13 protein-coding genes and 1 other RNA gene are annotated in these 13,007 nt (G+C 41.8%); 5 read left to right on the top strand and 9 right to left on the bottom strand.

What is annotated here, in order from left to right; all coding sequences use genetic code 11:
• Positions 1-29 precede the first annotated feature (29 nt).
• Positions 30-701, bottom strand: a complete 672-nt coding sequence (locus ACMUMQ_RS14590) for a glutathione S-transferase (protein ID WP_414682688.1) — start codon at positions 699-701, stop codon at positions 30-32.
• 126 nt (positions 702-827) lie between these two features.
• On the opposite strand from ACMUMQ_RS14590, the gene ACMUMQ_RS14585 reads away from it, so the two are divergent.
• On the top strand, positions 828-1,286 hold the full coding sequence (locus tag ACMUMQ_RS14585) for a DTW domain-containing protein (protein WP_414682687.1): 459 nt from the start codon (positions 828-830) through the stop codon (positions 1,284-1,286).
• Here the strand turns inward: ACMUMQ_RS14585 and ACMUMQ_RS14580 are convergent.
• The 3 genes from ACMUMQ_RS14580 to ACMUMQ_RS14570 are packed head-to-tail and all read right to left on the bottom strand — an operon-like array spanning position 1,276 to position 2,896.
• Positions 1,276-1,983 (bottom strand): fumarylacetoacetate hydrolase family protein, encoded by a 708-nt coding sequence (locus ACMUMQ_RS14580; protein WP_414682686.1) that lies wholly within the window; start codon positions 1,981-1,983, stop codon positions 1,276-1,278. The genes ACMUMQ_RS14585 and ACMUMQ_RS14580 overlap by 11 nt on opposite strands.
• A 31-nt stretch (positions 1,984-2,014) precedes the next feature.
• Entirely contained in the window at positions 2,015-2,431 is a 417-nt protein-coding gene (locus ACMUMQ_RS14575) for a hypothetical protein (RefSeq protein WP_414682685.1), read from the bottom strand.
• Between the two features lie 12 nt (positions 2,432-2,443).
• Entirely contained in the window at positions 2,444-2,896 is a 453-nt protein-coding gene (locus ACMUMQ_RS14570) for a DUF302 domain-containing protein (protein WP_414682684.1), read from the bottom strand.
• A 273-nt stretch (positions 2,897-3,169) separates the two neighbouring features.
• Here ACMUMQ_RS14570 and ACMUMQ_RS14565 point away from each other — a divergent pair, with 273 nt between their 5' ends.
• Positions 3,170-4,372: a putative manganese transporter gene (locus tag ACMUMQ_RS14565; RefSeq protein ID WP_414682683.1), complete on the top strand. Its 1,203-nt coding sequence runs from the start codon at positions 3,170-3,172 to the stop codon at positions 4,370-4,372.
• A 65-nt stretch (positions 4,373-4,437) separates the two neighbouring features.
• Here the strand turns inward: ACMUMQ_RS14565 and ACMUMQ_RS14560 are convergent, their stop codons facing one another.
• The 4 genes from ACMUMQ_RS14560 to prfB form a co-directional block, all read right to left on the bottom strand.
• Positions 4,438-6,060, bottom strand: a complete 1,623-nt coding sequence (locus tag ACMUMQ_RS14560) for a methyl-accepting chemotaxis protein (protein WP_414682682.1) — start codon at positions 6,058-6,060, stop codon at positions 4,438-4,440.
• A 289-nt stretch (positions 6,061-6,349) separates the two neighbouring features.
• A complete protein-coding gene (gene hisC, locus ACMUMQ_RS14555; RefSeq protein ID WP_414682681.1) occupies positions 6,350-7,408 on the bottom strand; it encodes a histidinol-phosphate transaminase in 1,059 nt (352 codons plus the stop codon).
• An 81-nt stretch (positions 7,409-7,489) separates the two neighbouring features.
• Entirely contained in the window at positions 7,490-8,989 is a 1,500-nt protein-coding gene (gene lysS / locus ACMUMQ_RS14550) for a lysine--tRNA ligase (RefSeq protein ID WP_414682680.1), read from the bottom strand.
• Between the two features lie 50 nt (positions 8,990-9,039).
• Positions 9,040-10,135, bottom strand: a protein-coding gene (gene prfB, locus ACMUMQ_RS14545; protein WP_414682679.1) for a peptide chain release factor 2 whose coding sequence is annotated in 2 segments (ribosomal slippage) — positions 9,040-10,062 and positions 10,064-10,135 — 1,095 coding nt in all. Because the reading frame shifts where the segments join, the coding sequence is not laid out codon by codon here.
• A 144-nt stretch (positions 10,136-10,279) separates the two neighbouring features.
• On the opposite strand from prfB, the gene ACMUMQ_RS14540 reads away from it, so the two are divergent.
• The 3 genes from ACMUMQ_RS14540 to ACMUMQ_RS14530 all read left to right on the top strand — a co-directional run bounded on the left by ACMUMQ_RS14540 (position 10,280) and on the right by ACMUMQ_RS14530 (position 11,484).
• A complete protein-coding gene (locus ACMUMQ_RS14540; protein ID WP_317002894.1) occupies positions 10,280-10,567 on the top strand; it encodes a cell division protein ZapA in 288 nt (95 codons plus the stop codon).
• A gap of 141 nt (positions 10,568-10,708) precedes the next feature.
• Positions 10,709-10,886, top strand: a non-coding RNA gene (ssrS, locus tag ACMUMQ_RS14535) — 6S RNA.
• 4 nt (positions 10,887-10,890) lie between these two features.
• Complete coding sequence (locus ACMUMQ_RS14530; protein WP_414682678.1) at positions 10,891-11,484, top strand: 5-formyltetrahydrofolate cyclo-ligase; 594 nt, start codon at positions 10,891-10,893, stop codon at positions 11,482-11,484.
• Between the two features lie 15 nt (positions 11,485-11,499).
• On the opposite strand, the gene traF is transcribed toward ACMUMQ_RS14530, so the two are convergent.
• Positions 11,500-12,960, bottom strand: coding sequence for a conjugal transfer protein TraF (gene traF / locus ACMUMQ_RS14525; protein ID WP_414682677.1), 1,461 nt, complete (start codon positions 12,958-12,960; stop codon positions 11,500-11,502).
• Positions 12,961-13,007: the final 47 nt, after the last annotated feature.

Genomic DNA, 13,007 nt, shown 5'->3' with positions numbered 1-13,007 from the left:
AGTATTTTCAATGAAAGTACTTGGCTTTTTTATGATAATGACGACTTCATGGGAAATAGTGGACTTTCCTCACCTTCTTCCCATTTGGGAAACTTCGTCATAACCATTTGAAACAGCTCAGAATCCAAAAAACCGGTTAGCCATTCTCTTACCTTTTTATATTCGGAAGCCTCAAACCACGTAGAATTCACGCCAGCAAACTGACGAATAAACGGAAAAATAGCAATATCTGCCAACGTCATCGTTTCCCCAAATAAATAGGTATTCTTAGCCAAACGCTTTTCCAGTCGCTTTAGAAAAACTTCACCTCTTTGCCGATAATATTCTTCCGTGTGCTCAAGGTGTCGGTCAGCATATTTGTAGCGATCTAGCCAATGCTTAAAAAAACGATCATTGTAAGTAATCCAAGCTCGCATTTTATTTTGCTGAATGGCAGAAGAAGGCCAAAGAGAATCCGCTCTAGGTTGATCACTTATCTGAGACAATGCCCAATAAATAATATCCAGACTTTCTGGGTATCGAGTGCCATCTGTGTCGATTAACTGAGGCACACTTGATCGCCCACCCAATGCTAATAAAGACTCTGGTTTGGCTTTTAAGACAACCTCTCGCAGAGAAACAGGAACACCCAAAGTGGCAATCGTGTATCGCGCTCTTATTGCATAAGGGCATCGTCTGAATGAATAAAGAATAGGTAACAAAAAAGCTCCTCAGTGAAATACGCAGGGACTAGCTAAACAGTCATTATAAAGAATCGTCGATTTCCCTTAAACAAGGAAAGCCATTAACATGGCTCGCTACAGTAGTGCTCGTAAGGTAAAAATCACATGAAGTTCTGGCTATTAACGCATACAGAAGAGCTGAAGAAAACCACAGGAACAGGAAAGCTAATCAAAGAAACATTAGGTGAATATTGTGAGATTATCCCTTGGTCAAGAGTCACACCAAGTGAGTCGATTTTAACGCTACCACCAAACAATACGGTACTCATTTACCCTAATGAAAATGATCAAGCAACGAGCTTTGATGGTGAAGCATCGAAAATAGAAAACATCATTATCATTGATGGAACTTGGCAACAGGCAAGAAAGATCTACAACAGATCTCCCTATTTACACGCTTTTCCACATAAAGAAATACAAGACGTGAAATCTATCTACATTAAGCGACGTAATCAAAAAAGCATCGGCTTATGTACGGCAGAAGTGGCGATCTATTTATTAGACGAAAGAGATCACCCTTCTGCAGAAGCACTGAGAGACAGATTTATTGAGTTTAATCAGTAACGCCTACTTTAATTTCGCCAAGGTGCTCCACCCAAGCAAGCATTTCGTCACCGGAAACAACAGCGCCGACGTTTTCTGGGGTTCCAGTCATGATCAAGTCACCAGCTCGTAGTTCAAACACTTCTGACAATTTGCAAATAACTTCTTCAATCGACCAAGTTAAGTTAGAAACATGGCTAATTTGCTTCAATTCGCCATTCACCTTTAAACCGATTTCCGCTCGTTCAACCTGAGCAATCAGTGAGTCACTTTTTAGCACAATCGGACTGATAGGCGCTGATTCATCGAAAGACTTACCAACTTCCCATGGGCGGCCTTTCTTCTTCGCTTGCCCTTGAAGGTCACGACGAGTCATGTCCAAGCCTACCGCATAACCTAAAATAGACTCACGAGCTTCTTCTATGGACAAACAGCGTCCGCCCTTTCCGATGGCCACAACAAGCTCAACTTCATAGTCAAATTGCGATGTCGCCATAGGGTAAGAAATCGAAGCTTTTTCTGAGAAACCAACAGGTACAACACAAGAAGCGTCTTTCGCAAAAAAGAATGGCGGATCTCTATCTGGATCGTCGCCCATTTCTCTGGAATGCTCCGCATAATTACGGCCAACACAATACACTCTTCCTACTGGAAAAACGTCTTGAGAGCCCTCTACAGGTAAAGAGGCACCTTCCTGCTTCGGTACAATAAATCCCATGCAATACTCCAAAACACAAATCAAAAAGTTACTATCGAACTACCGAGTAGTTTTTACCTTCAGAGCGAGCCAAATCAATCGTCACAGTTTGGCCGCCAAAGCCATGCAGATTGCATTTTGCTCTGACGGTAACCAAGTTATTATCACTTGGAATGTTTACGCCACAAACACTGCGAGTAAATGGCTGCTCGTTATCATGAGGATGAAACAATACTCTCTCAGCTAACACATCGCCTTTTGAGTCAACAACTTGCCAAGCGTCCGCATAATGCTCCCAACCTTCATCGTTATGGCGTACTTGAGTATTAAAACACCAAGTGCCGTTCGCGCTTTGTGTTGCTTTAACATATTGAACTTGTGCGTAATCTAATGAGTTATGCACAGTGTCAGAAGCAAAGGCAAAGGTCGTCATGAAAAACAACAAACAAGATAGGCCAAATATTTTCATTTTGAGCACTTTCTATTTAGAGTCAGAAGCGGAAGATAACACCGATAAAACACCCGACACTTTCTCAATCACTTTGCCACAGCCTTCCATATTATGGACATCTTTAAGGTACATAGGATCATAATAAGACAACCATACTTGTTGCTTCTCATCTTCCGTTACTAAGACTTTTAAAGGCAAATCCAAGCCCATAGATTGCTCACACTGCATTAACAACGTGCCGACTTTCGGGTTACCAAAGATGATTAATTGAGTCGGTCTAAGATCTAGATCAACAGCTTCTGCATTTTTCTGATGATCGATACGGGCAAAAATATTCAGGCCTTTAGATTCAGCAATCTCAGCAAATCGATCGGCTGTTTCTTGAACGGAGTGGGCACTTTGCATTTTCACCATACTGTCAGCAGCACTTAAAGAGAAAGACGCCGACAAAATCAAAGCACCGAGTGATGTTAACTTGATCATAAAATATATCCTTTTAAACAGTTCATATTATTTTTTTAGTTTTCCTGTTACCAGATAACATTAAAGCTTCTTATTTTGAAAGCATCACTGTTGTGCATGCACATTAATTCCTTTTTCAAAGAAACTTCTGACGCTTTCACATAGACAACCCATCTTATATTTCTTCAATTGAGTCCTACATTGATAAAACTACACAACGATTACATATCAATTCTTGCACAAACGAAAGGATATAAACGATAATCATTATTATATAAAATATTGGTTTATCGTATGCAAACATCACCCGAGCCCACTGACTCGCTAAAAACAGTCACAACTAGCAAAGCGCTTTTTAACAAACGTATGTTTATTCCTATTGCGCTAGCCGCTCTTTGGCTTATCCCTGAGTTTAAAGACATTATTTACACTCTATTAGCGGAGGCATTCTTACAAGTCTCCGCTTTTGTCGCACTGACATTAGCCTTGTATTACGGCGTGAGTCATAACCTAAACACATCCAAGCTACAAAGCTGGATGCAGGAAAAGAGTCATCGTGAAATCATTTTTGCAGGCTTGATGGGCGTTTTACCCGGTTGTGGTGGCGCGATCGTTGTAATCACTCAATACACCCAAGGAAAAATTCGCTTCGGCGCGGTGGTTGCTGTGCTCACCAGCACAATGGGTGACGCCGCATTTTTGTTAATTAGTCAGCGGCCTGAAGACGCTATTATTGTGCTTTCGATCAGCATAGTAATCGGCATTATATCTGGCCTTATTGTCGATGCTTTTCTGCCTTCACCTAAGCCAGAATCCATAAAGAAGGCCGCTCAAGCGCCAACCTGTTCACCACAAAATCCAAGTCACTTTGAAATTTGGATAAGCCGTATAAGTGTGGCGTTCTGGTGTTTACTCATCATACCCGCCGGCATCATTGCTTTATTGGTTGCAGCACAATACGACGTAAATGCTTTATTAATGTTACCAGAAGAATCAATCGAGTCTTTTGGTGCTCTTGCTGGTTTTATCTGCCTTTTACTTTGGGCTTTATCTGCTAAAAATGACAGCTACTCAGAACTGGCAAAAGAAAACGATAACTTATTACCAAAACACTGGATCCGCAAAGTGGCGCAAGACACCCAATTTGTCACAAGCTGGGTTGTGGTGGCGTTTGTTTTCTTTGAATTGATTCTGCATTTCGCTGGGGACGATTTATTTAGCTCGCTAGAATATTGGGGGAGTACAACTATATTCTTCGCGACCGTCATTGGATTACTGCCTGGATGCGGCCCACAAATCATGGTGACAGGTTTATATTTGCAGAATGCCATTCCCTTATCTGCACAAATTGCCAATGCAATAAGCAATGATGGTGACGCGCTGTTTCCTGCCATTGCGTTAGCTCCGAAAGCGGCTTTATTTGCCACTGTTTATTCAACCATTCCTGCATTAATCGCAGGTTATGGATATTACTGGTTAGTAGAACAAGGGCTATAAAAAAAGCGTATCTAAGTTTTCATTAGATACGCTTTATTTTTTTGTTGCTGCTTTGCTTTAACCAGTTACTTTACAACGAAATAGTTAATGTCTCGCTTCAACTTATCAGACAACTGTTCGAGCGACACAGCCTCTTCCGAGTTACTCTTCAATGAAAGGCTGCTTTCTCTCGCCATATTGGCAACTTCTTCAACACCTTTTGTAATTTCTTCAACAGTGGCGACTTGCTCTGAAGTGGCTTGCACAACTTCTAACACTTTTTCTAACGAGTCATTTGCCTGAGTTTGAATGTCACTCAATAACTGGTTTGCGTCACTCATTAATTGTAAGCCGTGTTCAACTTGTGGCACGGTTGCTTCCATCGCGACGACAGAAGCCTGAGTATCTTCTTGAACCTGCTGGATCATCTTCTCAATATCACCTGTTGCTTCGCCTGTTCGTTTAGCCAGCTGTCTTACTTCATCAGCAACAACAGCAAAACCACGACCATATTCTCCCGCTCGCGCCGCCTCAATAGCAGCGTTCAAAGCCAGCAGGTTTGTTTGATCTGAAATACTATAAATAACATTAACAATGTCACCTATTTCACTCGTGCGTTCTTGTAAAACATTCACTTGGTTCACGGTTGCTTTCACGGTTGTAGAGATTTTCTCGATCTCTCTAGCAACATCTTGCACTGCCGCTCGCCCTTTCAAAGAAAGCTCTGCTGTTAGCTTAGAGTTACTTTCTGTTTGCAATACGGTGTCTGCAACCGAATTAATACTGTTGCTCATTGCAGCCAAACTGCTAACCGCTGAACTGGTGTAAGAAACCTGAGTTTCCGCTGCAACCAAAGCTTGTTGAGAACCAGAAGCAACAATAGAAGAACGATGAGACAACTCATCTGAAGAACTCATAATGCTATTCACGGTTTTCTCTAGCTGGGTTTGCATGATTTGCACAGAAGACATCATGCTGCCATCACAGCAAGAATCAATTTTCCCTGTTAAATCACCTTTCGCTATTTTTGCAATGACACCAGCGGCTTCTTGTGGTTCACCACCAACAGAGTTGCGGATTCTCACGCTAATAAAGTAAGCAAGAGAAGAGCCAATGAGAAAAGCAACGGCGGTTAAAGCAATCATCCAACCAGAAAAACTACTCGCTACTTCGCGAACTTCCACCGTCGTGGCTTGGTTACTTGCTTCTTCTAAATCAATAAACTGGTTAATCGTCGCAAGCCATTCAATAAAAGCTGGCTTGGCCTCAGTCAATAATAAATGTGCTGCTGCTTCTGTGTTGTTATCCGCTCGATATTTAATAATCTGCTCAATCAAAGGCACTGTCTTTTGTTCAATGCTCTTAATTTTGTTATAGATAGCGACTTCTTGGGAAGACATGGCTATTTTGGCAGGCGTAAGCAACTTAGCAGACATTTGATAGAACTTATCAAGTTCCTTAATCTCGCTTACCGTTTCATTTAGCTCTGTTTGATTGCGGGAGAAAACAACATCTCGAATGGCGATCGCTCGATCATGTACACTGCCACGGAAGTTAATGGCATAGCGTTGTTTAACCGAATTGACGTCGTTTATTTGTGTAATCGATTCATTAATGAAGTTAACTCGATGAATCCCAATACTTGTCAGAATCAGCATCATCAGTAACACACTAGCGAAGCCTATTGTTAGTCTTTGATTAATTGTCAAAATCTATAACCTGTAAATACTTTTAGTTTGAAAAATCATTTTGAACACTACTTACCGAAATAGCGAATTCCAAAGTGCTTTTAAGTAGTCTTATTTTATCCGTTATTCAAAAACCCGCAGAGCAAATTATAGTAGCCTTTCAAGCTTTTTTAATACTAGTTGAAAATATCCTAAGTGCCTAATTTATCGAAGCTATCTTCTCCATTAGAAAGCAAAACTTCATCACCTACATACAATAAAACCGCCCAACTAAGCGGTTTTATATCGAACCTAGCAATAGCGCATTAGATTACAAGCTTTTCAATGCCACAATCAGCGCATCCATTTCTTCATTCGTACCGATTGTTATTCGAAGGTGATTGCCAATTCTTGGCTTTTTACCAAAGTAACGAACCAAGATGCCCTGCTCTTTTAATGCCAAATAAATGGCTTCTGCGTCTTTTTCTGGGTGCGTCGCAAAGACAAAATTCGTCGCTGACGGAACGATATTAAAACCAAGCGCTTCAAGCTCTTTTATTGAGCGTTCACGGGTTGCAATCGTTTTCTGACAAATATCCTGTAAATAGGCATCATCTTCTACCGCCGCGGTGGCACCAGCCAAGGCAATACGATCAATTGGATAAGAGTTGAACGAGTTCTTCAAACGCTCCAACCCTTCAATCAGCTCAGGATGACCTAGCGCGTAACCCACTCGAATACCGGCCAAAGCACGGGATTTAGATAAGGTTTGTACCACCAATAAATTTGGGTATTGGTTCACTAAAGCCGCTGCACTTTGTGCACCAAAATCCACATACGCTTCATCCACCAAAACCACCACATCAGGGTTAGCTTTCAAAATGTATTCGATGTCTGCTAACGGTAAGGCTTTGCCCGTCGGGGCATTTGGATTCGTCACCACAACGCCAGACACATTCAGATTTTGATAATCTGCTGGCACGATGTCGAAATCCTCATTAAGAGGAATAAGCTGCGGCTCAATACCATACAAGCCTGCGTACACTTTATAAAAACTGTAGGTAATATCCGCAAAGGCTAATGGCTTGCCACCAGCAAAATAGCCCATAAACGCCAAGGCAAGCACTTCGTCTGAGCCATTGCCCACAAACACTTGATTGCTATTCAGCTGATAGCTTTTCGCCAAGGCATTTTTGAGCGTCATGCAATTTGGGTCAGGGTAAAGACGCAGACTTTCACTCACTTGTGCCGCCATAGCCGACAAGGCTTTTGGCGATGGCGAGTAAGGACTTTCGTTGGTATTTAACTTTATGTATTTTTTATCTTGTGGCTGCTCACCTGGCACATAAGGGTCAAGTGACGAAATTTTATCTGTCCAAAAACGACTCATGGAATGCTCCGTACTTTTCATAAAATAAGGCCTCAAATGAGGCCTTATAAATTCATTAACACACTATGAACTGGCCTCAAATTAATCTTGTGGCTTCATATGTGGGAACAACAAAACATCACGGATCGAAGGCGCATCAGTGAATAGCATGACCAAACGATCAATACCGATACCTTCACCCGCTGTTGGTGGCAAACCGTATTCTAAGGCATTAATGTAATCCGCATCGTAATGCATAGCTTCATCATCACCTGCGTCTTTTTCCGCGACTTGGCGCTTAAAGCGTTCAGCTTGGTCTTCTGGGTCATTTAACTCCGAGAAGCCATTGGCGATTTCACGTCCACCTACGAAAAATTCAAAACGGTCAGTAATGAATTCATTATCGTCGTTACGACGCGCTAAAGGCGACACTTCTGCTGGGTATTCTGTGATGAAAGTCGGCTGATCCAATTTGTGCTCAGCGGTTTCTTCAAAGATTTCTGTCCAAAGTTTGCCTAAGCCCCAAATCGGTTTTACGTCGATTTTGAGTTTTTTCGCCACAGCTGTCGCACTTTCAACGGTTCCCAAATCTTTCGCGGTTAATTCTGGATTGTAATGCAAGATAGACTCAAGCATGGTCATACGAACGAATGGCGCGCCAAAATCGTATTCAGAACCTTGATAAGTAACGGTCGTTTTCCCTAGCACTTTCTCAGCGACAGTGCGTAGCATGTCTTCTGTTAAGTCCATCAAGTCTTTGTAATCTGCGTACGCTTGGTAGAATTCGATCATGGTGAATTCTGGGTTATGACGCGTTGACGTTCCTTCGTTACGGAAGTTACGGTTAATCTCAAACACACGCTCAAAACCGCCCACAACCAAACGCTTCAAATAAAGCTCTGGCGCGATACGCAAGTACATGCTCATGTCCATCGCATTGTGATGTGTAATAAAAGGACGCGCCGTTGCACCGCCAGGAATGGTTTGCAACATTGGTGTTTCCACTTCCATGAAGCGACGATCTTCTAAGAAACGGCGAATCGTAGAAATGATTTTAGAACGCACTTGGAAGGTATCGCGAGACTCTTCATTTACAATCAGGTCAACATAGCGCTGACGGTAGCGCATTTCCATATCAGACAAACCATGGTGCTTATCTGGTAACGGGCGCAAAGATTTAGTCAGTAGTTGCGCTTCTTGCATATCAATGTACAAATCGCCTTTGCCAGATTTATGCACAGGGCCTGATACACCAATGATATCGCCTAAATCCCATGTTTTCTGATCGGCAAGCAATTCAGGAGATAAGGCTTTACGGTTTACATAGGCCTGAATTTGTCCCGTCATGTCTTGTAGCAACATAAAAGCACCGCGGTTACGTACAATACGACCAGCAATGCTAACAATGTGGTTTTTTTCTTCTAAATCTGGTTTTTCAATGTCACCAAATTCCGCTTGCAGATCCGCTGCATAAGCATTTGGGCGAAAGTCATTCGGATACGCATTACGCTCTTCACGAATAGAAGCCAATTTAGCGCGACGTTCCGCAACTAAACGGTTGTCATCAGATTGTGTGGATTCTGTGTTGTTTTCATTAGCCATGATTTGCTATTACTCTTTAATATTCAATAATGTTAAAAATGGGGCGGCGCTTATAGGCCCTGCTTTAAACTTGCCACGATAAACTGGTCCAAGTTGCCATCCAGCACAGCACCAGTGTTGGAGCTTTCCACTCCTGTACGCAAATCTTTAATTCGTGATGCATCCAATACATAAGAACGAATCTGACTTCCCCAACCGATATCCGATTTACTGTCTTCTACAGCTTGCGCGGCTTCCGTACGTTTCATCATTTCAAATTCGTACAACTTGGCACGAAGTTGTTTCATCGCAAAGTCACGGTTAGCGTGTTGAGAGCGCTGGTTTTGACATTGCACAACAATGTTCGTTGGTATGTGAGTAATACGCACCGCGGAATCTGTCGTGTTTACGTGCTGACCACCAGCACCGGACGAACGATAAGTATCGGTACGAATGTCCGCTGGATTGATTTCAATTTCAACATTGTCGTCAATTTCAGGAGAAACAAACACGGACGCAAAAGAAGTATGTCGACGGTTACCAGAATCAAACGGTGATTTACGCACCAAGCGATGAACACCCGTTTCTGTACGTAGCCAACCAAATGCGTATTCACCTTCGAAACGAATCGTCGCAGATTTAATACCTGCCACATCGCCTGCAGACACTTCCATCAACTCAACTTTAAAGCCCTTGTCTTCACCCCAACGCAAATACATACGCAATAGAATGTTGGCCCAATCTTGTGCTTCTGTACCGCCAGAACCAGATTGAATATCCAAAAAGGCGCTGCTTTCATCCATTTCTTTGGAAAACATACGACGGAATTCTAACTTAGCTAACAGGGCATCTAACTCTTCAAGTTCAAGCTGAACGGCTTCAACAGAATCTTCATCGCCATCTTCCACAGCGATTTCCAACAGTTCTTTGGAATCGTTTACACCGGATTCCAAACTATCAAGTGTTTCAACAACGGCTTCAAGTGACGCTCGTTCTTTACCTAGCTTTTGAGCGTATTCTGCATCATTCCAAACGTCTGGATCTTCAAGTTCTCGGTTTACTTCTTCTAAGCGTTCTTTCTTTGAATCGTAGTCAAAGATACCCCCGAAGGGTTAGAGCACGAGCAGAAAGGTCTTTTATCTTTGAAAGTATCGGGTTTATTTCCATATTGGCGTCAATTTGCTATAAACAGTGTGAATAAAATTAATTCGGAATTGTAACGAATTTACTCGCAGCATAAAATGCCATTCGCTACTCAATGATGGAAAAACAGACCATTTTTTGTGGGCCTTGCTATCAAATGGAGTCTATATGGATAAGCCAACCGTTTCAGTGGTCATACTGGGACAAACTTATAAGATAAATTGTCCTAAAGGGCATGAAGCAGATTTGAAAGAATCAGCTGAATATTTAAATGATCAAATGAGTGATATGCAATCAAGTGGGAAAAACATCCCTCTTGAAAAGCTTGCCGTACTCGCTGCGTTGAATATTACTCACGATATGCTTTCAAGCAAAAAATACGCTCGAGCGAATGAACAGCTATTGCGAGAACTGACATCACAACTTGATAACGCTTTGACGCACCAACAAAATTGATCAAGGAGTAATCATCAATCGTTTACTCCTTAATCTACTTTTTTGATTGCAAGTTAAATAACACGAATTTTCTTCATACACCCTAGAAACCAAATAGGAGCGCTAAGTGATTTCCAGTACAAATTGCTCTATACTCCAATCTGTTTCCTGGGTTGTTCGAAGCGGCTTAACGCCCTTGAGCCTATGAGTAATACCCCGGAAAGAACCTGTTGGTTTGGTGTGCATGTCCGTGCGTCGGAAAGCCTAAAGAGTCACAGTTCTTTCCACCTTGAACCACTGGGTTCAAGGCCAATAGCCGAAACGGCAACTTGGGAAACTCCTTTATGCCTTCACATCTAGACCACAGACAAACACTTCGTCGTCAATTACGCCAGACTAGAAGAAACCTATCTTCAGTTGAGCAACTGCTTGCCGCCGAAAACTTACTCGAAAGCTTTAAACAATATTTATCTGATATCGACGCTCCAGAAAGTAAAGCCATCAAAAATGTGGCCTTATACTTAGCAAATGATGGAGAAATCTCCCCTCATGTGTTGTGCCAATACTTCTGGCAACAAGGCATTAATACCTATCTTCCTGTTATTCAAAATAAGCAGTTAGCGTTTGCCCTGTATTCTGAAAAAAGCATTTGGCAAGAGAATATCTACGGTATAAAAGAGCCCATGACGGAACATTATCTAGCCAAAGAAGAGTTAGATATTGTCCTTTTGCCCTTGGTCGGATTTGATGCTGACGGTGGCCGTTTAGGAATGGGAGGTGGTTTTTACGATAGAACCTTTGAAGGTAAACAATCTACAGAAAAACCTTTGCTGATTGGTTTGGCCCACGACTGCCAACAAGTGAAGTCTCTACCAATAGAAGGTTGGGATGTTCCACTGCAAGCTTTTGTCACACCAACACAAGTCATTAAGGTATAAATCTAAAACGCACAATTAAAAAACGAAGCTGTACCCCATAGAGAAAAAGAGCCCAGAATTCCCAGAGTCATTCTCTGGGGCATAGGCAAGATCTACATCTAAACGTCTCGACAAAGTCATTCCAGCTGTGTAATAGGTCAATTCATTTCCTACTAAGTTTTGTCTGATTCCTGCTCGAATACCTGGAATCAACAGGTAATCACTAAAAAATGAAAGCGATACAACACTCCACTGATATTCATCTCCCAGTGGGTCTTTAATCGGGTTTACATCGTAAGAGCCGCCTAAAGAAAGATGCTGATCTTTACTTTTTATCGCTGCATCGATGGTCATTTGTGCTTCCATCTTGTAGGTTTCATTAAGATCGATATCTCCACTCGAAGCAAAATTTACCGCTGCATTGCAATTCGTTAAGTCTGCACCAGTTAAGCCAGAACAATTCCCTATTTCCTCGTACTTAAATGTTGGCTCATTAACATTAGAAAGCGTCATCCCTAGTTGGAAATTACGCCTTACTAACAAAGCCCCTAAGTCCAAAGAGATACCGGTAGAAATTTTATCGCGACTAATGAAAAAGTCACCATAAGACACTGAAGGATCATCCTCTTCTGTCAACACAGTGAGTTTCTGCCCTAATGCCAAACGATGAAAGTTCAAACGCCCGCCTAAAATTACAGTATCAGTGGTACTTCTCGAAAACATAGTACTATAACCCAAGCTTAAACGGTAATCTGATGCTCTTTTTATATAAGCAGACGTGTCTGTTTCCAAGTCAGCCTCAACACCAGCATCCACAACATTTTGAAAGTCGTTTGTTGTTGACGCATTATAAAAGTCATCCAACCCAGTTAAAGTCAGATTGTCTGACAAAATACTGGCTCGGCCAACAATAGATGCACTTGCTTCTAAGGTAAATACATTACGTCGTCGTGTTTTATAAATAATAGGAGTAAAAGGGGCTTGTAGCGTCATAGCAGATTTCGCATAAACAGTTTCACTAATATCTGATACGACGCCATCAGCACTATTCAAAATGACATTAATATCTGCTTCAATGATATCAACTTCTGCAACAATATAATCATTTGCCGCATCTTCGGCGTCAGCACTCGTTCCTCCATTATCTATTTCAGCTTGAGCAGCAGCTTGAGCTCCAGCTTGTATAGCGTCAAGATCTATATTTTCAGTAAAATCCGTATCAAATATCGCTGTAAGCTCATCAACCTTGTCATTAATTGTGTTAACGCCACCACCTTCAACACTAATACCCAGCGGCCCCAAAAAACCGACTCGAAAGCCTTCTAGGTTTGCCATCAAATAACTGGATGCAGGATTCCCAGAAGCCGTAGATAAAGCATGTCGATTACCATAACCACCTAAAGTTATGCTGGACCCAATCGGTTGATATAAATACATGGATGCAAAGCTTGTTGTACAAAAAAAACCGAAAAAAACAAAGAATAAGTACTTATTCATACAGCTAAAACATCCATAGATTTTATTTCTCATATAGGTAAGAAAAA

It is taken from the genome of Marinomonas algae, from assembly GCF_047525555.1.
In the GTDB taxonomy this organism is placed as follows: domain Bacteria; phylum Pseudomonadota; class Gammaproteobacteria; order Pseudomonadales; family Marinomonadaceae; genus Marinomonas.
Note: the sequence above shows the minus strand (reverse complement) of the source record. Positions and strands in the feature narration are given on the sequence as shown.